Source organism: Burkholderia torrens (assembly GCF_984668525.1).
Genome location: NZ_OZ480211.1, coordinates 2764018 through 2784901 on the forward strand (window position 1 = coordinate 2764018; position 20884 = coordinate 2784901).

Sequence of the window (20884 nt, forward strand, 5' to 3'; positions counted from 1 at the left end):
ATGCGGCTCTATGAAAAGTACTTCGCGCGGCAGATCTACATCACGTTCGTCTTCATCCTGTTCGCGTTCTCGGGCCTGTTCTTCTTCTTCGACCTGATCAGCGAACTGAATTCGGTCGGGCACGGGAACTACAAGTTCGGCTACGCGGTGCTGCGCGTCGCGCTGCAGACGCCGTCGCGCTTCTACGAGATCATCCCGGTCGCCGCGCTGATCAGCGCGATCTACGTGTTCGCGCAGATGGCCGCGAACTCGGAATTCACGATCTTCCGCGTGTCGGGCCTCGCGACCAACCAGGCACTCCGCTCGCTGCTGAAGATCGGCGTGCCGCTCGTGATCGTCACCTACCTGATCGGCGAATTCGTCGGCCCGTACGCCGACCAGCTGTCCGAACGCGTGCGGCTGCAGGCGCTCGGCGCGTCGGTGTCGTCGAACTTCCAGTCGGGCGTGTGGGTGAAGGACACGCTCGCGGCGCGCGAGAACGGCGAGCAGGTCACGCGCTTCGTCAACGTCGGCAGCCTGTCGCCCGACTCGACGATCAGCAACGTGCGCATCTACGAATTCGACTCGAAGTTCCAGCTGCAGAACGTGCGGATCGCGCAGACGGGCCGCTACGAGCCGCCCGGCCACTGGCTGCTGAAGGGCGTCTCCGAGACGGAGCTCACGCCGATCAAGCCGATCAGCGGCCAGCCGGCCGACGCGCTGAACCCCGTGTACCGGTCGCAGCAGGTGTCGCTGCCCGAATACCGGCTGCGTTCGGACCTGACGCCGCAGATCCTGTCGGTGCTGCTCGTGTCGCCGGAGCGCATGTCGATCATCAACCTGTTCCGCTACATCCAGCACTTGCGCGAGAACCAGCAGGACACGCAGCGCTACGACATCGCGCTGTGGCGCAAGCTGCTGTATCCGTTCGCGGTGTTCGTGATGCTCGTGCTGTCGCTGCCGTTCGCGTACCTGCATACGCGTGCGGGCGTGGTCGGCGTGAAGGTGTTCGGCGGTATCATGCTCGGCATGAGCTTCCAGCTGCTCAATACGCTGTTCTCGCACATCGGCACGCTGAACACGTGGCCCGCGCCGCTCACCGCGGCAACCCCTGGCCTGATCTATCTCGCGCTCGGCCTGTTCGCGCTCAAGTGGGTCGACCGGCACTGAGTGCCGCGTGACGACGGAGGCTTCGACATGAGTTCGCACGGCATCGTCCTGTTCGGCCACGGCGCCCGCGATCCGCGCTGGGCCGAGCCGTTCGAGCGGCTCGCCGCGCGGCTGCGCGGCGCCGGCTCCCCTGCCCCGCACGTGTCGCTCGCGTTTCTCGAACTGATGACGCCGTCGCTCGCCGACGCCGTCGCCGCGCAAGTCGCCGCCGGCTGCACGCGCATCACCGTCGTGCCCGTGTTCTTCGGTCAGGGCGGCCATGTCCGCCGCGACCTGCCGCAGCTCGTCGATGCGTGCCGCGCCGCCCATCCCGCTGTCGAGATCCGCTGCGCGACGGCCGTCGGCGAAGACGACGGCGTGCTCGACGCGATCGCCCGCTACTGCATCGACCAGCTCGGCAGCGACGCGTAAGCCGCGTAGCGCCCGTACACAAAGAAAAAGCGCCGGCACATCCGCCAGCGCTTTTTTCGTTTCGGACTGCAGTCGAACCGCGCTCAGGCGGCATTCCGCATCGGATCACCCGCTTTCGCCTGCCGGGCGCGCTCGGCAAACGCATCGCCGATCATCAGCAGGCTCGGTTCCGCGGGATCGAGCCACGCCTGCGCGTCGCCTGCCGCCATCTGCTCGAGCGTCAGCGTCAGCGAGCGCTCGCGCGCGGTGCTGCACGCCTCGACGATCGCGACGGGTGTCGCCGGCGCACGGCCTGCGTCGATCAGTTCCTGCGCGATGCCGGGCGCGCTGTCGCGGCCCATGTAGTAGACGATCGAATCGGCACGCGCGGCTTCGCGGATTTCGTCGCTGCCCGGCGCGCGGCTGTGCGTCGCGAACGCGACGCTGCGCGACACGCCGCGCAACGTCAGCGAACGCTTCAGCGTCGCCGCACCGGCCAGCGCCGCGGTGATGCCCGGCACGACCTCGTAGTCGATGCCGGCCGCCTCGAGCGCACGCATTTCCTCTTCCGCGCGGCCGAACAGCATCGGATCGCCGCCCTTCAGCCGCACGACGCACGCGTGCTCGCGCGCCGCATCGACGATCTGCTTGTTGATGAAGTGCTGCGCGGTCGAGCGTTGCCCGCAGCGCTTGCCGACCGCGATCCGGCGCGCGTTCGGCGCGTAGTCGAGCATCGCGGGCTCGACGAGCGCGTCGTGCAGCACGACGTCGGCCTGCGCGAGCAGGCGCGCGCCGCGCACCGTGATGAGGTCCGCCGCGCCCGGTCCCGCTCCGATCAGATACACCTTGCCCATGTTTGTCGCTTCGCTTCGTCCGTGCGGACGTTTGCTCACGGCCCGCGCCGCCGTACGGCGACGCGGTGTGCCGCGCAGATTGACGATTACGCCGAGAACGCCCGGATCATGCCGGCGGCGACCGTGTGGTGCGTCGCCTCGTCGATCAGGACGAACGCGCCCGTGCCCGGATGCGCATCGTAGGTGTCGCAAACGATCGGCTTCTGCAGCGTCAGCGCGACGCGGCCGATGTCGTTCATCTTCAGGTCGTGGCGGTCGGTCGCGTGCGACAGCGTATGCACGTCGAGCACCTGCTTGACCGCGCCGACCTTCGCGAACACCGTGCTCGTGGTCTGCTTCAGCAGGTACTTGCGCTGCGGCGACAGCGGCGTTTCGTCGAACCAGCACAGGTCGGCCTCGAGCTTCTTGGCCGGCTCGACCGGCTCGGCGGTCGTGACGAACATGTCGCCGCGCGACACGTCGACATCCTCGCCGAGGCGGATCGTCACCGTCTGGCCCGCGAACGCGTGCGCGACCGACGCGGTGCCGCCCGGCACCGGCGCGACGATCTCGGCGACCGTCGCCGGGCGGTTCGACGGCAGCACGACGATTTCGTCGCCGACCTTCACTTCGCCCGATTCGATCCGGCCCATGTAGCCGCGGAAATCGTCGGCCGAACTGCCGTCCTGGCGCGCGACCCACTGCACCGGGAAGCGCAGCGCGTCATGCGCCTGCGTCTCGACCGGCAGCGACTCGAGCAGGTCGAGGAGCGGCTCGCCTGCGTACCACGGCATGCGCTCGCTCGCGCCGACGATGTTGTCGCCCTTCAGCGCCGACACCGGCACGAAGCGCACGCCGGTCAGGCCGAGCTGCTTCGCGAGCGTGACGTACGCGTCGCGGATCTCGTTGAAGCGTGCTTCGCTGTGATCGACGAGGTCCATCTTGTTGATCGCGACGATCACGTGCTGCAGCCCGAGCAGCTTGACGATCGCGCTGTGCCGCTTGGTCTGCGGCAGCAGTTCCGCGACGCCGTTCTCGATCGTGACGCGCGTCGCGTCGATCAGGATGATCGCCGCATGCGCGGTCGACGCGCCGGTCACCATGTTGCGCGTGTACTGCTCGTGGCCCGGCGTATCGGCGATGATGAACTTGCGCTTCGCGGTCGCGAAATAGCGGTACGCGACGTCGATCGTGATGCCTTGCTCGCGCTCGGCTTCCAGCCCGTCGGTCAGCAGCGCGAGGTCGAGCTCGTCGCCGACCGTGCGCTTGTTCTTCGCACGCGACAGCGCGGACAGCTGGTCGGACAGCACGGCCTTGCTGTCGTACAGCAGGCGGCCGATCAGCGTGCTCTTGCCGTCGTCGACGCTGCCTGCGGTGATGAAACGCAACACGCCGAGGTCTTCGGTGTTCTCGATGATGCTCATGATGTGAATGTCCTCGTGTGCTTCAGAAATAACCTTGCTTCTTGCGCTGTTCCATCGCGGCTTCGGAGGCCTGGTCGTCCATCCGGGTCGCGCCGCGCTCGGTGATCTCGGTCACCGCCGTCTCGGCGATGATCTTCTCGACGTCGTCCGCGTCGCTCTCGACCGGGCACGTGCAGCTGATGTCGCCGACCGTGCGGAAGCGCACCTGCGCGAGCTCGCTCGACTCGCCGTCACGCATCGGCGTGAGCGGCGTGACAGGCACGAGCAGCCCGTTGCGGCGCACGATCTCGCGCTGGTGCGCGTAGTAGATCGACGGCAGCTCGAGGTTTTCGCGTGCGATGTACTGCCACACGTCGAGTTCGGTCCAGTTCGAGATCGGGAACACGCGCAGGTGCTCGCCCTTGTGCAGGCGGGCGTTGTACAGGCTCCACAGTTCCGGGCGCTGCGCCTTCGGATCCCACTGGCCGAATTCGTCGCGGAACGAGAAGATGCGTTCCTTCGCCCGCGCCTTCTCTTCGTCGCGGCGCGCGCCGCCGATCAACGCGGTGTAGCCGTGCGCTTCGATCGTCTCGAGCAACGTAACGGCCTGTGCGGCGTTGCGCGAATCGGTTTCGCGACGCAGCACGACCGTGCCGCGCTTGATGGAATCCTCGACGTGACCGACGACCAGCTCGGCGCCCAGTTCCTGCGCGCGGCGGTCGCGGAAGTCGATCACTTCCTCGTAGTTGTGGCCCGTATCGATGTGCACGAGCGGGAACGGCAGCGTCGTCTTGCGGTTCGCGCCGAGGCCGAACGCTTTCAGGGCCAGATGCAGCACGACGACCGAATCCTTGCCGCCCGAGAACAGCAGCGCCGGCTTGCTGCACTCGGCAACCAGTTCGCGCAGGATGTGGATCGACTCGGCTTCGAGCCAGTCGAGGTGGCCCATGCGGCTGTCCGCACCGGTGGCCGGGGCAAAGGCGGATTGCTCGAGCGTCGTGCTCATGATTTCAGTCCTTCTCTTCTGGGTTCGTGCCGCCCGCTGTCGCAGGCGGCGCAATATTCAGTTTCTTGTCGGGCTTTCAGTGCGTGGCGCCGGTTTCGGCTTCCGCAGGAATCGGCGTGATCGTGATGTGCAGGCCGCATTCCTTCGTATCGCGCGATTCCCACCACCAGCGGCCCGCGCGGCTGTCCTCGCCGGGACGGATCGCCCGCGTGCACGGCTCGCAGCCGATGCTCGGGTAGCCGCGAGCATGCAGCGGGTTGACCGGCACGTCAAACGCATCAAGGTACGCCCACACGTCGGCTTCCGTCCAGTCGGCCAGCGGGTTGTACTTCGCGATCCCACGCGCTTCGTCCTGTTCTTCCTCGTGCAGCTCGGCCCGCGTGACCGACTGCTCGCGGCGCTGGCCGGTGACCCACGCGCCGACGTCGGCCAGCGCGCGGTTCAGCGGCTCGACCTTGCGGATGTGGCAACACGACTTGCGCAGCTCGACGCTTTCGTAGAACGCGTTCAGGCCGTGCTCGGCCACATACTGGTCGACCGCGTCCTGCTGCGGGTGGAACTGCTCGATCTCGTAGCCGTAGCGCTCGCGCACGCGGTCGATCATGCCCAGCGTTTCCGCGTGCAGGCGGCCCGTGTTCAGCGAGAAGATGCCGATCGACACGCCCTTCGACAGGATCGCGTGCGTGAGCAGCATGTCTTCCGCCGCGAGGCTGCTCGCGAACTTCACCTTGTCGTGACGGGCGCCGATCTGCGCGAGCAGCGTGTCGAGGCGCTCGACCTTCGCGGCGAGTTCCGGCGTCAGCGCGGTGGCGGCACTCATGCGCTCACCTTCGCGTCGGCCGCGCGGCGGCGGAACAGCGGCGCCGGCTCGTCGAACGCGCCCTGGTAACGCTGCGTGAATTCCGTGAACGCGTTCAGCGCGTCGTGGATGTCCTTGTCGGCGCGCACCGCGAATGCGTCGAAGCCGCAACGCGACATGTACAGCAACTGGTCGCGCAGCACGTCGCCGATCGCGCGCAGTTCGCCCGTCCAGCCGTGGCGCTCGCGCAGCAGGCGCGCGATGCTGTAGCCGCGGCCGTCCGCGAAGCGCGGGAAATCGACGGCGATCAGCCCGATCGCGCCGAAGTCGGCCACGAGATCGGCCGGCTCGCTGTCCGGCGCGAGCCATACGCCGAGTTCATCCTTCGTCTTCGCGGCGACGAGCGCCGTGCGCTCGGCCTGCCACAACGCGAACGGCACCAGCACCTTGCCGGCCGGCAATGCGCCGACCGCGGGCAGCGCACCGTCTTCCGCCGCGCGCACGACCTGCCATGCGTCGTCGATCACTGCGCGGTTCTTGATAATCGAAGCCATCTGCAAATTCCTTGTACCCGGTTGGTTACGCGTTCACTGCCTGGCGCGCCGCATACACGCGCTCCTTGAACGGCGCGATGCCGATGCGGTCGTACGTGTCGACGAAGCGCTCGCCGTCGATGCGCGCCTCGACGAACGTGTCGATCAGCTTCGCGATCACGTCCGGCACTTCGTCCGCCGAGAACGACGGCCCGATCACGCGGCCGAGGCGCGCGCCGTTGCGGCCCGTGCCCTGCTCGCCGCCGAGCGACACCTGGTACCACTCGGCGCCGTCCTTGTCGACGCCGAGGATGCCGATGTTGCCGACGTGGTGGTGACCGCACGAGTTCATGCAACCGGAAATGTTCAGCGACAGGTCGCCGAGGTCGTACACATAGTCCAGATCGTCGAAACGCTGCTGGATCGCCAGCGCGATCGGGATCGACTTCGCGTTCGCGAGCGAGCAGAAGTCGCCGCCCGGGCACGCGATGATGTCGGTCAGGAGGCCGATGTTCGGCGTCGCGAAACCGGCCGCCTTCGCCTTTTCCCACAGCTCGAACAGGTCGCGCTTCTTCACGTTCGCGAGAATCAGGTTCTGCTCGTGCGACACGCGCAGCTCGCCGAACGAGTACGCATCGGCCCAGTCGGCCACCAGGTCCATCTGTGCGTCGGTCGCATCGCCCGGCGCCACGCGGTGATCCTTCAGCGACAGCGTGACCGCTGCATAGCCGGCCACCTTGTGCGGCGCGACGTTACGCTCGACCCAGCGTGCGAACGCCTTGTTCTCGAGCAGATGCTGTTCGAACGAAGCGTCGGTATCGGCCAGCTTCTCGTAGACCGGCGGCGTGAAGTACTGCGACACGCGGTCGAGCTCGGCCTGCGTGAGCGTCGACGGGCCGTCCTTCAGGTGCTGCCACTCTTCCTCGACCTGTTGCGCGAACTTCGCCGGCGACAGCGCCTTCACGAGGATCTTGATCCGCGCCTTGTACAGGTTGTCGCGGCGGCCGTAGCGGTTGTACACGCGCAGCACGGCTTCGCAGTACGTGAGCAGGTGCTGCCACGGCAGGTCTTCCTTGATCACCGCGCCGACGATCGGCGTACGGCCGAGGCCGCCGCCCGCGAGGATGCTCGCGACCACTTCGCCCTGCGCGTTCTTCTTCAGGTACACGCCGAGGTCATGGATCTGCACGGCCGCGCGATCATGCTTCGAGCCCGACACCGCGATCTTGAACTTGCGCGGCAGCCACGCGAATTCGGGATGGAACGTCGACCACTGGCGCAGGATCTCCGACCACGGGCGCGGATCGATCTCTTCGTCCTGCGCGACGCCGGCGAACTGGTCGGCCGTGATGTTGCGGATGCAGTTGCCCGACGTCTGGATGCCGTGCATCTGCACCGACGCGAGCTTCGCGAGGATCTCGGGCGTGTCTTCCAGCTCGATCCAGTTGAACTGGATGTTCGAGCGGGTCGAGAAGTGGCCGTAGCCGCGGTCGTGTTCGCGGGCGATGCGCGCCAGCATCCGCAGCTGGTCGCTGCGCAGGTTGCCGTACGGAATCGCGATGCGGTGCATGTACGCGTGGCGCTGCATGTACAGGCCGTTCTGCAGGCGCAGCGGACGGAATTCTTCTTCGCTCAACTCGCCCGACAGCCGGCGGCGCACCTGATCGCGGTACTGCGCGACACGCTCGTCGACGATCGTCTGGTCGTATTGGTCGTACTGATACATTCGGGGACCCCAGGGTTTTCGTGGTGACCGCGCGACGTCCTAGCCACGTCGCGCCCGAATCTCCGTTCCGCCGTCACCGCCCCCATCCGCTGGCGGATGGATTGCTAATGACGAAAACAGATATCCATATTTGAAAAACTCCGGTGAATCGTAATAAACTCGCCTTATATTTCAAACGACTAAAAAATTCTGTTGATATGCGGAAGGGTTATAAATGAACCTGCACCAATTTCGCTTCGTGCGCGAGGCCGTCCGGCAGAATTTCAACCTCACCGAGGCCGCGAAGGCGCTCTACACGTCCCAACCGGGGGTATCGAAGGCGATCATCGAGCTCGAGGACGAGCTCGGCGTCGAGATCTTCACGCGGCACGGCAAGCGCGTGCGCTCGCTCACCGAGCCGGGCAGGATCATCCTCGCGTCCGTCGAGCGGATTCTGCAGGAGGTTGAAAGCCTTAAAAGGGTCGGGAAGGATTATGCCGCACAGGATCAGGGCAACCTGACCATCGCCGCAACCCACACGCAGGCCCGCTACTCGCTGCCGGCCGCGATCGCCGAATTCAAGAAGCGCTTCCCGAAGGTGCACCTGTCGATCCTGCAAGGCAGCCCGACGCAGGTGGCCGAGATGGTGATCCACGACCAGGCCGATCTCGCGATCGCGACCGAGGCGATCTCCGACTACAAGGAACTCGTGTCGCTGCCCTGCTTCCAGTGGCACCACGCGGCCGTCGTGCCGGCCGATCATCCGCTGCTCGAACGCAAGCCGCCGACGCTCGACGATCTCGCGCAGTACCCGCTGATCACCTACGACGACGCGTTCGCGGGCCGCAAGAAGATCAATCACGCGTTCGCGCTGCGCGGGCTGTCGCCGGACATCGTGCTGGAGGCGATCGACGCCGACGTGATCAAGACCTACGTCGAACTCGGCCTCGGCGTCGGCATCATGGCCGACATCGCGTTCAACCCGGAGCGCGACCGCAACCTGCGGCTGATCCCGGTCGGCCACCTGTTCGGCAGCAACGTGACGCGCGTCGCGCTCAAGCAGGGCGCCTACCTGCGCAGCTATGTGTATACGCTCGTCGAGCTGCTGTCGCCGACGCTGAACCGCAAGCTGATCGAGCAGGCGCTCAAGGGCGAATCCGAATCGTACGAGCTTTGACCGGCCTGTATAAATACAGGGGCGCCTGTCGCGCCCCTTTTTGCTGCCCGACGGAGATTCCCGCATGACGCTTCCCGCCCTGTTGCGCCGCGCCGCCGGCGCCGCCCTCGTGCTGGCCTGCGCGGCCGCGCATGCCGACCTGAAGGTCGGCGTCGACCTGTCGTCGACCGGCCCGGCCGCCGCGATCGGCATCACGAGCAAGAACGCGATCCTGATGTGGCCGAAGACGATCGCCGGGCAGCCCGTGCAGGTGACGGTGCTCGACGACGCGTCCGATCCCGGTACCGCGGTGCGCAACATCCGCAAGCTGGTCGACGAGGATCACGTCGACGTCGTGGTCGGGCCGAACATCACGCCGGCCGCGCTCGCGGCGCTCGACCCGGTGGCCGCCGCGCAGACGCCGATGATCACGCTCGTCGGCTCCGGCTCGATCGTCGAGCCGCAGGAAGGCGCGCGGACCTGGGCCTTCAAGATGGCGCAGAGCGACCGCGCGATGGCCGACGTGATGACGCGCTACATGGCGAACCACGGCGTGAAGACGGTCGGCTTCATCGGCTTCGCGGACAGCTACGGCGACAGCTGGCTGAACGAGTTCACGCGCTTCGCCGACCTGCGCAAGATCCACGTCATCGCGACCGAGCGCTTCAACCGCACCGACGCGAGCGTCACGGGCCAGGCGCTGAAGCTGATCGCGGCGAAGCCCGACGCGATCCTGATCGCGGGTGCCGGCACGCCGACCGTGCTGCCGCAGCGCACGCTGATCGAGCGCGGCTACAAGGGCCCGATCTACCAGACGCACGGCATCGCGACGCCGGAATTCATCAAGCTCGGCGGCAAGGACGTCGACGGCACGCTGTTCCCGACCCAGCCGGTGGTCGTCGCGCGCACGCTGCCGGCCGACCATCCGGCCCGCAAGGCCGCGCTCGCGTTCGTCGACGCGTACGAGGCGAAGTACGGCGCCGGCACGGTCACGCAGTTCGCGGGCGACGCGGCGGGCGTCTACCCGCGCCTCGCCGATGCGGTCGGCCGCGCGCTGAAGGCCGCGCAGCCCGGCACGCCTGCGTTCCGCGCGGCGCTGCGGCACGAACTCGAACGCGCGCACGAACTCGTCGTGCCGAACGGCGTCGTCAACACGAGCGACAAGGATCATGTGGGGCTGGATCAGCGCGCGAGCGTGATGGGGATCGTGAAGCAGGGCCGGTTCGTGTACCTGAGCCAGTGACTTGCGGCTGAATGACCGGGTGGCTTGCCCGACATCCGGATTTCCGCCATAATCCGCCTTTCGCCGCGCACTGGCTGCGCGGTCTGGAACAAGCCCAGGTGGTGAAATTGGTAGACGCAGGGGACTCAAAATCCCCCGCCGCAAGGCGTGCCGGTTCGATTCCGGCCCTGGGCACCAGTCTTTCGCAGCGTCCACGCGCTGCACCGTCGAAACCCGCGCAAGCTCGCCGCTTCGCGGGTTTTTTGTTTTGGCCGCACGCGATGCCGGCCGCAACGCACGCCCTCCCGCGACAGTCCAAGCATCATCAGGGAACGCAGCACGGAGGCAAGCCATGCCCAGGCGCGTCGTTTCAATCCCGCTTCGCGTCGGCGTGCTCGCCGCGCTGCTGTCGATCCTGCTGGGCGGATGCGACCTGCTCCGCGAGCCGCCCGTACCCGACTGGCCGGGGCCTCATGCGCCCTATCCGTTCCCGGACGACATTCCACACCGCACCGAATGACCGGCTCGGACGGCCGTGCGTTCAGTCGCGCTCGCAGAACCGCAGGATCGCGTCCGCGACGGCCGCCGGCGCCTCGCGTTGCGGAAAGTGTCCGACCGAGTCGAGGATCTGCCGCGCGTAGCGCCCGGCGAAGAACCGCTCGCGCCCGGCCGAGCTGTCCGGATGATTGCAGGTGTCCGCGCCGCCGTGCAGCACGAGCGTCGGCACCGCCAGCACGGGCGCCGGGTTCAGCCGCGCGTCGTCGTCGGCATAGGCCGGCGTACCCGGCGCGAAACCCCAGCGCTGCCGGTACGAATGCAGCACGACGTCGATCCAGTCGGGCCCGTCGAACGCGACGGCTGCCGCGTCGAAATCGCTGTCGCGATACCAACCGGGCGGCGACCACGTGTCCCACATCAGGCGCGTGAACGCGCGGCGGTCGTCGCGCAGCGCCTGCTCGCCGCGCGGCGTCGCCATGAACCAGTGATACCAGTAGTTGCGCGCCTGCTGCAGCGACATCGGCTGGCCGGGATCGTTGGTACCGTACCCGACCGACAGCATCACGAGATGGGACGCGGCACCGTCGCGCAGCCCGCACGCGTTCGCCGCCGCGCGGGCGCCCCAGTCGTGCCCGACCAGCACGGGCCGCTCGACGCCGAGCACGTCGATGAATTCGAGCAGGTCGCGGCCGAGCGCCGCGAGCTGGCCGCTGCGCGGCACGGTTGCATCGCGAAAACGCGTCGGCGCAAAGCCGCGCAGCGCGGGCGCCAGCACGCGATAGCCGCGCGCGGCGAGCGACGCGGCCACCGGCTCCCAGCCGACCGCGCTGTCCGGCCAGCCGTGCAGCAGCACGGCCACGCGCTCGCCGCGCGGGTTCCATTCGAGATAGCCAATATCGAGCGACGCGGTCGTCGCATGCGCATAGGTCGTCATCGTGCACTCCATTGAGTCAGCCTGAGCGCACGATGGTAGGCCGGCCTTTCATCACAATTCACGGAGTATCATGATTCATTCCTTGAATTTCGCGTTGAATCGACCGATGGAACTGACCGATCCCGCGTCGACCGCGCTCGACATCACGCTGCTGCGCACCTTCCTCGAAGTCGTCGACAGCCGCGGGTTCGCGCCGGCCGCCGACCGTCTCGCGCTGACGCCGTCGGCCGTCAGCGGTCACATCAAGCGGCTCGAACAGGCGGCCGGCACCGTGCTGCTCGCGCGCACGACGCGCCGTATCGCGCTCACGCCGGCCGGCGACACGCTGTACGCGTATGCGCGCAACATCGTCGACATGGAGCGCGAAGTGCGCGCGCGGCTGCGCGGCGCGCCGGCGCACGGGCCGCTGCGGGTCGGCGCGTCGGAGGACTTCGCCGGCGCGTGGCTGCCGCACGTGCTGCGCACGTTCCGCGACCGCCATCCGCGGACGTCGATCGAGCTGAAGGTCGGGATCACCGCATCGCTGCTGCGCGAACAGACGCTCGGCCGGCTCGATGTCGTATTCGGCAAGCAGTGCCGGCAGGTCGACACGCCGGGTGAATTGCTGTGGGAAGAGCCGCTCGTGTGGGCCTTCGCGTCGGACCGCGCGCTAGACGCAGGCAGCGAAGTGCCGCTCGCGCTGTTTCCGCAGCCGTGCGTCTATCGGGAAGCGGCCGTCGCGGCGCTCGCCGCCGCGCTGCGGCCGTTCCGCGTGCTGTTCGAGAGCAGCAGCATGGCCGGCTGCGTGTCGGCCGCGCTCGCCGGCTTCGCGGTCACCGCGCTCGCGCGCAGCCAGCTGCGCGACGGCCTGCGCGAATGCGGGCCGCAGGACGGCCTGCCCGCGCTGCCGGCCGCGCGCTTCTACGCGTTCTCGGCGAAACCCGACGGCCCCGGCGCCGCGTTGATCGACGCGGTGCGGGACGCCGGACGCGGCAGGCAGTTCGCGGCGCCGGGCGACTGAAACATGCGCGGCCGCCGCCCCGGTCAGTCGCCTTCCGCGCCCGGTCCGGCCGCCGTCCCCGTCAGCGCATCGGCCATCAACTCGCCGAACCACTCGATGAATGCATTGAGCCGGCGCGACCGATGGCGCCGGTGCGGATACACGGCCGACACGTCCATCGGCTCGGCGCGGTAACCCGCCATCACGTCGACGAGCGCGCCGCTTTCCAGCAGATGCTCGACGTCGAACCGCGGAATCTGGATCAGCCCCATGCCGGCAATGCAGCCGGCGATATAGGTTTCCGCGTTGTTGACGATCACGCGGCTCGGCAGCGTCAGCGTATGCCGCTGCCCGTCCGCGCAGTATTCCCACCCGAGTTCGCGCCCCGTCGTCGGCGACGCATAGCCGATCGCCCAGTGCCCGTGCGCGAGCGCATCCGGATGCTCGGGTACGCCGCATTCGCGCAGGTAGTCGGGGCTCGCGCAGTTGATCAGCGTGAACTGCCCGAGCGGCCGCACGACGAGGCTGCTGTCCGCGAGCCGCCCGACGCGGATCGCGCAGTCGACGCCTTCCTGCACGAGGTCGATGGAGCGGTCGGTCGAGCCGAGCGACAGTTGCAGCTTCGGGTAGCGGTGAAACAGCGACGGCAGCGCGGGCGCGATGACGCGGCGCGCAATCCGGCTCGGCACGTCGACGTTCAGCCGCCCGACGACGTCGCGGTCGCGCCGGCGAAACAGGCGGTCGAGCTCGTCGGCTTCCGCAAGCAGGCGCCGGCCGCGTTCGAGCAGCAGCGCGCCGTCGGCAGTGAGCTGCACCTGGCGCGTCGTGCGATGCAGGAGGCGCGTGCCGAGCCCCGTCTCGAGCTGCTGGACGGCCGCCGACACGGTCGCGCGCGGCACGTCGAGCGCATGCGCGGCCTTGATGAAGCTGCCCATTTCGGCAACCTGCAGGAAGATTCTGACCTGATCCAGCTTGTCCATCGGCAGGGAACGTGGGTTCGGACGACCGTCGCCGCGCGCCGCCGCGCATCGCGGCAAGGTCGGCGGCACAAGGAAAACGAGCGTGCGGCCTCGCGGCTGCACGCCCGTGCATTGTCCACGCAAACGCGCCATTGCGGTGCGCCGCGCGACGCGTGAGCGGCCCGGTTACTTCGTCGTATAGCCGCCGTTGATCAGGATCGTCTGGCCCGTGATCCACCAGCCGTCGGTCACGAGATGACGGATGAACGGCACGACGTCCTCGATGTCGGTCAGGCCCGTCTTGCTGAACGGCGACAGCGCGGCGGCCGTCTTGTGATACGCGACCGCGTCGGCGCCTTCGGCCGGATAGAAGAACGGCGTATCCATCGGGCCCGGCCCGACGGCCGTCACCGAGATCCCGCGTGCGCCGTACTCCTTCGACGCCGCGCGCGTGAAGTGCTCGACCGGCGCCTTCGACCCTTCGTATGCCGCATAGAACGGCGTGAACGCGCCGAGCAGCGACGTCACCAGCGTGACGAGCTTGCCGTGATCCTCGAGGTGCCGCCCCGCTTCCTTGATGAAGAAGAACGCCGACTTGCTGTTGACCGCGAACATCTCGTCGTACTCGGCCTCGCTGATCTCGGTGAACGGCTTCTTCAGCACCTTGCCGACCGTGTTGATCGCGATGTCGATCTTGCCGAAGCGCTGCTTCGCGTCGTCGAACAGCTTCTCGACCGCTGCGGCCGTGGTCAGGTCGGCCTGGAACGTGGCGGCTTCCGCGCCGGCTGCGCGTACCGCAGCGGCCGTCTCCTCGGCCTCCGCCTGCGACGCCGCGCTGTTGTAGTGGATCGCCACCGCCTTCGCGCCGTGGCTCGCCAGGTCCCGCGCGATCAGGCCACCGAGATTCTTTGCGCCGCCTGCGATCAGGACGACCTTGTCTGCGAGCGTGTGAGTTGCCACGGTTGACTCCTTTTTTCGTTGAACGAAGCTAGGAGTGTAGGCACGCGCGACGCGCCGGTCAGCCGGTCGCGGCTGGATGGATTATCCAGAAAATCGACCCAATCGGAGCGATGCAAGGTGGTCGGCCGCACTGACGGCGGCGCCGGATTCTGCGCGCGGCCGCACGGCCGTCACCCGCGTCAGCGCGCGTAAAGCGCCGCGTCGATCTTGCCGAGCAGCCACTGCATGCCGGCCAGATGCTGCTGGTCGTGGCTGCACAGGTAGTGGACGAGCCCGCGCACGGTCAGCGAACCGTAGCCGTCGAACTCGCCGGTGCGCTCGAACTGCTCGGGCGTGAGGCGCGACAGCCGCTCGAGCGTTTCGCGTCGCGCGTCGCGAATCGCCGCGAGCACGTCGGACGCATACGCGTCGTCGTAGCGGCGCTCGATCGCGAGCGCGTCGCCGTCGATCGACTCGAGCAGCGGCCGGTCTTCTTCGAGCATCCGCCGCAGCCGCACGTGATAGCCGTCGATCTCGATGTCGCGCACGTGGCAGAGCTGCCCGAGCGGCGAGAAATGCTCGCTCGGGATCCCGGCCCAGTCGTCGGGCGTCCAGCGCGCGTAGCCGTCGGGAACGGCCGCGAAATGCGCTTCGAGCTGACGGGGGAAGTCGGCGAGTGCGTCGAGCGTCGTCGGATTCATGCGGGAAACTCCCTGTCGGATGAAGGCGACGACAACCCTGGCACGGGCCTGCCGCCGCCGTTACGTCACTTCACGCTGAAGCCGTACGCGCCCTGCGTGCGGTGCCCGTCGGTCGCGACGGCCACCCATTTCACCGTATAGGCACCGGTGCCGGCTGCCGTCAGCGGCACCGTCATCCGCTTGCGGTTCGATGCATCGATGCGAGCGCGGCCGTCCGACACCGTCTTGCCGCCGCCGTCGACGACGACGATCGAGCTGAATGCCGGCTCGAGCGGCTCGGTGAAATCGATCGTGACGGCAGCCGGTGCGGCGGCCACCGTCGCACCGGCTGCCGGATCGCTCTTCGCGAGATGCGCGTGCGCGAAAGCGGCCGACGAGACGGTTGCGGCAACGATGACGGCGGCGGCCTGGCGGCCGAACGGGAATGAATCGAAACGCATGGACTTTCCGTGAAGAATGAACGGGCGCCGCGCCCCGCGCGGCGTTCCGGCAGCTTACCAGCGCATGCGCGTTCATGCCGGTCATCGGCCGCCGCTTGATAGAATGCGCGCGCTATGGATCTCGAAAGCATTCTCTACACCCAGGGCTTCGGCTCGCGCCGCCAGTGCCGCGGCCTGATCGAAGCCGGCCGCGTCGCCGTCGCGGGCACCGTCGCGACCGACCCCGACGCCGCGTTCGATACCGACGGCCTCGTGTTCTCGGTCGACGATACTGCGTGGCCGTTTCACGCGCGCGCGTATCTCGCGCTCAACAAGCCGGCCGGCTACGAGTGCTCGCGCGATCCGCAGCACCACGCGAGCGTGTTCAGCCTGCTGCCCGCGCCGCTCGTCGCCCGCGGCGTACAGTGCGTCGGCCGGCTCGACCAGGACACGACCGGCCTGCTGCTGCTGTCCGACGACGGCCAGTTCGTGCACGCGTACACGTCGCCGAAGCGCAAGGTGCCGAAGACCTACGTCGCGACCGTGCGCCACCCGCTCGACGATGCGCAGCTGAATGCGCTGCGCAGCGGCGTGCAGCTGCACGGCGAGCCGAAGCCGATCGCGGCCGTCGCCGCCGACGCGCGCGGCACGCACGCGCTTGCGCTGACCGTCCTCGAAGGCAAATACCATCAGGTCAAGCGCATGGTGGCGGCGGCGAGCAATCGCGTCGAGTTGCTGCACCGCGAAAGTATCGGTGGCTTCACGCTGCCGGGCGACCTCGCACCGGGCGCGTGGCGATGGCTCGACGATGCCGACCTTTCAGCCCTGCGCAATCCCGTCAAAACCCTGTAAGGGAAAATCCGCACGACCGTTCGATGCGCGGCCGCGTCTCGGGCGCAGGTTCCCCCGCTATACTGAAATCACAAGCTGCAAGAGCAGCGATGCAGGGGGAGATATCGTGAACATCAACCATTCTTTCGAACTGTCGTCGGTGATGATCGCGTTCGCGGTCATCGGTGTCATCGCGATCGGCGGCCTGCTGGCCGCGATGCATATGAAGCACAAATATCATCCGAACCTGATTGGCGCGCTGATCGGTGCGCTGCTGTGCTTCCTGCTGATCGAGGCGCTACCGGCGCTGACCTGACGCACTGCCCGGCGCGAGCGTTTGAAGGAAATCGTCTACGGTCGGGTACCGCAACGTCACGCACAATTCGGCCTTGAGCCGTGCGTTGGACAGGCGTCGCGACTCGCGCATGAACGACAGCAGCGTCGGTTCGAGCTGGCGCTCGGCGTCCGCGCGGCTGATGCGCGGCGGCCTCGGCAGGCCGAGCACCTGCGCGACCCGGTCGAAATACTCTCCCATCCGCAGTTCGCTGTCGTCCGACGCGTGCACCGCGCGCGCCGGCCTGCCGCGCTCGGCCGCGCGGCGCAGGATCGCCGCGAGATCGTCCGCATGGATGTGGTTCGTGTATACGTCGTCGGCCGGCTCGAGCGCCGGCGTGCCGCGCTTGAGCCGCGCGACCGGCAGGCGGTTCGCCGCGTAGATGCCGGGAATGCGCACGATGCGCGCGGACAGCATGCCGCGCACCGTCGCCGCACGCAGCTGCCGCTCGGCCGACACGCGCCGGAACGCGCGCGGATTCGCGGGGCGCAACGGATGCGTTTCGTCGATGCGCGCGCCGCCGCAGTCGCCGTATACGCCTGTCGTGCTCGCGTAGACGAGCCTCGGCGCGCGAAGGCCGTCGGGTACAATACGCGCTCCCCGAACGGGTGCACCGGCCTGCCGCGCAGCGGTGCGCAGCGTTCGGAGCCGGCCGACCGCCGGTGCCGTCGGCGTCGATGGCCGACGCGCGGGCATGGACGTTGCGGCGATCAGCGCACGCGTACGCCGGTCGTCACGGCCGTCGGACTGCGGCGGCGCGAGATGCAGGATCGTGCGGGCAAGGCCCGCGAGGCGGCCGAGCGTCGCCCGGCGATCGAGGTCGCCGACGATCGGTGTCGCACCTGCGGCGCGCAGTTCGTCGCGGCGGGCCGGGTGGCTCGTCAGCGCGAAGATCCGCAGGTTGCAGCGCGCGTCACGCCATTGCGCGACGCAGCGCATGCCGACGTCGCCGCAGCCGACGATCAGTGCGCGCGGCCGGCGCAGGATTCGTGTCGCGATCATGTTGGTTGCGAAATCAGTAGCGGCCGTCGCGCGACGCGCAACGGTCTTGCATTGTAGCTGCCGTGCGCGACATGCACGGTCCCCACATTTTGTTCTAGTTTGGTTCTATGGCATTCAACGTCACTCTCAAGCAAAGCGGCCGGCAATTCCTGGTCGAGTCGGACGAAACCGTGCTGGCCGCCGCGCTGCGCCAGAACGTCCATCTGCCGTACGGCTGCAAGAACGGCGCATGCGGCTCGTGCAAGGGCCAGATCGTGTCGGGCCAGATCGAACAGGGCCCGCACGCCGCATCGGCTCTGTCCAACGACGAACGCACGCGCGGCCTCGCGCTGCTGTGCTGCTCGAAGGCCCAGTGCGATCTCGAAATCGACGTGCGTGAAATCGCCGGCGTCGACGGCGTGCAGGTCAAGAAGCTGCCGTGCCGGATCGCCGCGCTCGAGCGCAAGGCCGACGACGTGATGGTCGTGAAGCTGCAACTGCCCGCCAACGAGCGCCTGCAGTACCTCGCGGGCCAGTACGTCGAGTTCATCCTGAAGGACGGCTCGCGCCGCAGCTACTCGATGGCGAACGCGCCGCACGAGGAAGGCCCGATCGAGCTGCACATCCGCCACATGCCGGGCGGCAAGTTCACCGACCACGTGTTCGGCGCGATGAAGGAGCGCGACATCCTGCGCTTCGAAGGCCCGCTCGGCACGTTCTTCCTGCGCGAGGATTCCGACAAGCCGATCGTGCTGCTCGCGTCGGGCACGGGCTTCGCGCCGATCAAGGCGATCATCGAGCACGTGAAGCACTCGAGCATCACGCGCCCGATGACGCTCTACTGGGGCGCTCGCCGCAAGAAGGACATCTACCTCGCCGAACTCGCCGAGCAGTGGGCACGCGAGATTCCGAACTTCAAGTACGTGCCGGTGCTCTCCGAGCCGGACGCCGGCGATCAATGGACGGGCCGCACGGGCTTCGTCCATCGCGCGGTGATCGAGGACCTGCCAGATCTGTCGGGCCACCAGGTGTATGCGTGCGGCGCGCCGGTGATGGTCGAATCCGCGCAGCGCGATTTCACGCAGCACCACGCACTGCCGGCCGACGAGTTCTACGCGGACTCGTTCACGAGCGCCGCCGATCTCGCGCATCCGGTCTGAGCACCGGGCGCGCCCGCGCCCTCGCTGCACGCCGCCGTGTCACATCCGTGGCATCGCGGCGGTTTACAGTGAGGCGCGGGATGCCTTATGCTTGCGCACATGAACTGCTTCCTGTCCGCCCTTCGACGTCGCCGCTCGCCGCTCCGCCCGGATGCCGCCGGCTCGTCACGGACTCGCGCGTAACCCACACCGCTTCACCGGTTACGCACAAGCTGTTCGACCCACCAGCCACGGCCTTCCGTGGCTTTTTTATTGCCCGTTTCCCTTTCAACGTCCGCTGGAGTCTGCTGCCATGCCCCTGAACGATTTTCCGATCGACTCGCTGATGTACATCACGAACCGCCCCGACATCGTGTTTACGCACGGCAAGGGTTCGTGGCTCTACGATCACACGGGCAAGCGCTATCTGGACTTCATCCAGGGCTGGGCCGTCAACAGCCTCGGCCACTGCAACGACGGTATCGTCGAGGCGCTGAAAACGCAGGCCGAGAAGCTGCTGAACCCGTCGCCGGCGTTCTACAACGAGCCGATGGCGAAGCTCGCGGGCCTGCTCACGCAGCACAGCGTGTTCGACAAGGTGTTCTTCACGAACAGCGGCGCCGAAGCGAACGAAGGCGCGATCAAGCTCGCGCGCAAGTGGGGCCGCAAGTTCAAGAACGGCGCGTACGAGATCATCACGTTCGACCACAGCTTCCACGGCCGCACGCTCGCGACGATGTCGGCCAGCGGCAAGCCGGGCTGGGACACGATCTACGCGCCGCAGGTGCCGGGTTTCCCGAAGGCCGAGCTGAACGACATCAACTCGGTCGAGAAGCTGATCACCGACAAGACCGTCGCCGTGATGCTCGAACCGATCCAGGGCGAAGGCGGCGTGATCCCGGCCACGCGTGAATTCATGCAGGCGCTGCGCGCGCTGACGAAGCAGCACGACCTGCTGCTGATCGTCGACGAAGTGCAGAGCGGTTGCGGCCGCGCGGGCACGCTGTTCGCGTACGAACTCGCCGGTATCGAGCCGGACGTCATGACGCTCGCGAAGGGCATCGGCGGCGGCGCGCCGCTCGGCGCGCTGCTGTCGAAGGCCGACGTCGCGGTATTCGAGGCCGGCGATCAGGGCGGCACCTACAACGGCAACCCGCTGATCACGGCGGTCGGCTATTCGGTGATCTCGCAGCTCGTCGCACCCGGCTTCCTCGAAGGCGTGCGCGCACGCGGCGAATACCTGAAGCGCAAGCTGCTCGAGCTGTCGGAAGAACGCGGCTTCGAAGGCGAACGCGGTGAAGGCCTGCTGCGCGCGCTGCTGCTCGGCAAGGACATCGGCCCGCAGATCGTCGAGAAGGCGCGCGACATGCAGCCGGATGGCCTGCTGCTGAACGCCGCGCGACCGAACCTGCTGCGCTTCATGCCCGCACTGAACGTAACGACCGAGGAAATCGACCAGATGATGGCGATGCTGCGGTCGATCCTCGACACGCTCTAAGGAGACCGCCGCGATGGATGCCGCCGCCGATGCTGTCGCGATCCGCCCGTTCGAACGCGCCGACACCGATGCCGTGCTCGAAGTATGGCGCGACGCGTTCCCGCAATACGAAGACGCCGATGCGCCGCCGCATCGCGATCCGCTGCGATCGATCGAGCTGAAGCTCGCGACGCAGCCGGAACTGTTCTTCGTCGCGACCAGCGGCGCGCGCGTCGTCGGCACGCTGATGGCAGGTTTCGACGGCCATCGCGGCTGGCTCTACTCGTTCGGCGTCGCGAACGACGCACGCCGGCTCGGCGTCGGCCGTGCGCTGATCACGCACGCGGAACGCGCGCTCGCCGCGCGCGGCTGCCTGAAGATCAACCTGCAGGTCCTGCCCGGCAACGACGACGCGTGCCGCTTCTATGCGGCGCTCGGTTATCGCGTCGAGGAGCGCATCTCGTTCGGCAAGACGCTGCCGGCCGCATGATGCCGCC

The 20884-nt window shown here is 67.8% G+C and carries 23 protein-coding genes and 1 tRNA gene; 12 read left to right on the top strand and 12 right to left on the bottom strand.

What is annotated here, in order from left to right:
* A complete protein-coding gene (gene lptG, locus AC5LXX_RS12770; protein WP_059531803.1) occupies window positions 1-1149 on the top strand; it encodes an LPS export ABC transporter permease LptG in 1149 nt (382 codons plus the stop codon).
* A gap of 27 nt (window positions 1150-1176) precedes the next feature.
* Complete coding sequence (locus AC5LXX_RS12775) at window positions 1177-1560, top strand: sirohydrochlorin chelatase (RefSeq protein ID WP_493409682.1); 384 nt, start codon at window positions 1177-1179, stop codon at window positions 1558-1560.
* Window positions 1561-1643: 83 nt separating this feature from the next.
* Here the strand turns inward: AC5LXX_RS12775 and cobA are convergent, their stop codons facing one another.
* The 6 genes from cobA to AC5LXX_RS12805 form a co-directional block, all read right to left on the bottom strand.
* Entirely contained in the window at window positions 1644-2393 is a 750-nt protein-coding gene (cobA, locus tag AC5LXX_RS12780) for a uroporphyrinogen-III C-methyltransferase (RefSeq protein WP_493409683.1), read from the bottom strand.
* Between the two features lie 86 nt (window positions 2394-2479).
* Entirely contained in the window at window positions 2480-3796 is a 1317-nt protein-coding gene (locus AC5LXX_RS12785) for a sulfate adenylyltransferase subunit 1 (RefSeq protein ID WP_124456177.1), read from the bottom strand.
* Window positions 3797-3818: 22 nt separating this feature from the next.
* The gene (gene cysD, locus AC5LXX_RS12790; RefSeq protein ID WP_124456178.1) at window positions 3819-4781 is read right to left on the bottom strand and encodes a sulfate adenylyltransferase subunit CysD; all 963 of its coding nucleotides are present in this window, start codon (window positions 4779-4781) and stop codon (window positions 3819-3821) included.
* Window positions 4782-4857: 76 nt separating this feature from the next.
* Entirely contained in the window at window positions 4858-5601 is a 744-nt protein-coding gene (locus AC5LXX_RS12795) for a phosphoadenylyl-sulfate reductase (RefSeq protein ID WP_493409684.1), read from the bottom strand.
* Window positions 5598-6134, bottom strand: coding sequence for a DUF934 domain-containing protein (locus AC5LXX_RS12800; protein WP_493409685.1), 537 nt, complete (start codon window positions 6132-6134; stop codon window positions 5598-5600). Before AC5LXX_RS12800 ends, AC5LXX_RS12795 begins: the two co-directional genes overlap by 4 nt.
* Before the next feature lie 25 nt (window positions 6135-6159).
* Window positions 6160-7839, bottom strand: a complete 1680-nt coding sequence (locus tag AC5LXX_RS12805; protein ID WP_124456181.1) for a nitrite/sulfite reductase — start codon at window positions 7837-7839, stop codon at window positions 6160-6162.
* A 214-nt stretch (window positions 7840-8053) separates the two neighbouring features.
* Between AC5LXX_RS12805 and AC5LXX_RS12810 the strand changes: the two genes are divergently transcribed.
* The 4 genes from AC5LXX_RS12810 to AC5LXX_RS12825 all read left to right on the top strand — a co-directional run bounded on the left by AC5LXX_RS12810 (window position 8054) and on the right by AC5LXX_RS12825 (window position 10716).
* Window positions 8054-8995 carry a CysB family HTH-type transcriptional regulator gene (locus AC5LXX_RS12810; protein ID WP_034186287.1) on the top strand — a complete coding sequence of 314 codons (942 nt, stop codon included), beginning with the start codon at window positions 8054-8056 and terminating at the stop codon, window positions 8993-8995.
* Window positions 8996-9059: 64 nt separating this feature from the next.
* Window positions 9060-10217, top strand: coding sequence for an ABC transporter substrate-binding protein (locus AC5LXX_RS12815; protein ID WP_493409686.1), 1158 nt, complete (start codon window positions 9060-9062; stop codon window positions 10215-10217).
* A gap of 92 nt (window positions 10218-10309) precedes the next feature.
* Window positions 10310-10394 (top strand) — tRNA-Leu (locus tag AC5LXX_RS12820).
* A 154-nt stretch (window positions 10395-10548) separates the two neighbouring features.
* Complete coding sequence (locus AC5LXX_RS12825; protein WP_493409687.1) at window positions 10549-10716, top strand: hypothetical protein; 168 nt, start codon at window positions 10549-10551, stop codon at window positions 10714-10716.
* A gap of 21 nt (window positions 10717-10737) precedes the next feature.
* Here AC5LXX_RS12825 and AC5LXX_RS12830 read toward each other — a convergent pair whose 3' ends face one another.
* Window positions 10738-11628 carry an alpha/beta fold hydrolase gene (locus AC5LXX_RS12830; RefSeq protein ID WP_493409688.1) on the bottom strand — a complete coding sequence of 297 codons (891 nt, stop codon included), beginning with the start codon at window positions 11626-11628 and terminating at the stop codon, window positions 10738-10740.
* A gap of 70 nt (window positions 11629-11698) precedes the next feature.
* Here AC5LXX_RS12830 and AC5LXX_RS12835 point away from each other — a divergent pair, with 70 nt between their 5' ends.
* Complete coding sequence (locus tag AC5LXX_RS12835; protein ID WP_493409689.1) at window positions 11699-12628, top strand: LysR family transcriptional regulator; 930 nt, start codon at window positions 11699-11701, stop codon at window positions 12626-12628.
* Between the two features lie 23 nt (window positions 12629-12651).
* Here the strand turns inward: AC5LXX_RS12835 and AC5LXX_RS12840 are convergent, their stop codons facing one another.
* The 4 genes from AC5LXX_RS12840 to copC form a co-directional block, all read right to left on the bottom strand.
* Window positions 12652-13587 (bottom strand): LysR family transcriptional regulator, encoded by a 936-nt coding sequence (locus tag AC5LXX_RS12840; protein WP_493409690.1) that lies wholly within the window; start codon window positions 13585-13587, stop codon window positions 12652-12654.
* 165 nt (window positions 13588-13752) lie between these two features.
* On the bottom strand, window positions 13753-14526 hold the full coding sequence (locus tag AC5LXX_RS12845) for an SDR family oxidoreductase (RefSeq protein ID WP_493409691.1): 774 nt from the start codon (window positions 14524-14526) through the stop codon (window positions 13753-13755).
* A gap of 179 nt (window positions 14527-14705) precedes the next feature.
* Window positions 14706-15206: a DinB family protein gene (locus tag AC5LXX_RS12850; RefSeq protein ID WP_493409692.1), complete on the bottom strand. Its 501-nt coding sequence runs from the start codon at window positions 15204-15206 to the stop codon at window positions 14706-14708.
* A gap of 65 nt (window positions 15207-15271) precedes the next feature.
* The gene (gene copC, locus AC5LXX_RS12855; RefSeq protein WP_322084525.1) at window positions 15272-15646 is read right to left on the bottom strand and encodes a copper homeostasis periplasmic binding protein CopC; all 375 of its coding nucleotides are present in this window, start codon (window positions 15644-15646) and stop codon (window positions 15272-15274) included.
* A gap of 114 nt (window positions 15647-15760) precedes the next feature.
* Here copC and AC5LXX_RS12860 point away from each other — a divergent pair, with 114 nt between their 5' ends.
* Both AC5LXX_RS12860 and AC5LXX_RS12865 read left to right on the top strand, forming a co-directional pair.
* Window positions 15761-16477: a pseudouridine synthase gene (locus tag AC5LXX_RS12860; protein ID WP_493409693.1), complete on the top strand. Its 717-nt coding sequence runs from the start codon at window positions 15761-15763 to the stop codon at window positions 16475-16477.
* Window positions 16478-16583: 106 nt separating this feature from the next.
* Window positions 16584-16772, top strand: coding sequence for a hypothetical protein (locus tag AC5LXX_RS12865; protein ID WP_493409694.1), 189 nt, complete (start codon window positions 16584-16586; stop codon window positions 16770-16772).
* Here AC5LXX_RS12865 and AC5LXX_RS12870 read toward each other — a convergent pair.
* The gene (locus AC5LXX_RS12870; protein WP_493409695.1) at window positions 16755-17792 is read right to left on the bottom strand and encodes an NAD-dependent epimerase/dehydratase family protein; all 1038 of its coding nucleotides are present in this window, start codon (window positions 17790-17792) and stop codon (window positions 16755-16757) included. The genes AC5LXX_RS12865 and AC5LXX_RS12870 overlap by 18 nt on opposite strands.
* Window positions 17793-17899: 107 nt before the next feature.
* Between AC5LXX_RS12870 and AC5LXX_RS12875 the strand changes: the two genes are divergently transcribed.
* From AC5LXX_RS12875 to AC5LXX_RS12885, 3 genes are all read left to right on the top strand, one after another.
* Window positions 17900-18931: a CDP-6-deoxy-delta-3,4-glucoseen reductase gene (locus AC5LXX_RS12875; RefSeq protein WP_493409696.1), complete on the top strand. Its 1032-nt coding sequence runs from the start codon at window positions 17900-17902 to the stop codon at window positions 18929-18931.
* 292 nt (window positions 18932-19223) lie between these two features.
* Complete coding sequence (locus AC5LXX_RS12880) at window positions 19224-20408, top strand: acetylornithine transaminase (protein ID WP_493409697.1); 1185 nt, start codon at window positions 19224-19226, stop codon at window positions 20406-20408.
* 13 nt (window positions 20409-20421) lie between these two features.
* On the top strand, window positions 20422-20877 hold the full coding sequence (locus tag AC5LXX_RS12885) for a GNAT family acetyltransferase (protein ID WP_493409698.1): 456 nt from the start codon (window positions 20422-20424) through the stop codon (window positions 20875-20877).
* The last annotated feature ends 7 nt before the right edge of the window (window positions 20878-20884 follow it).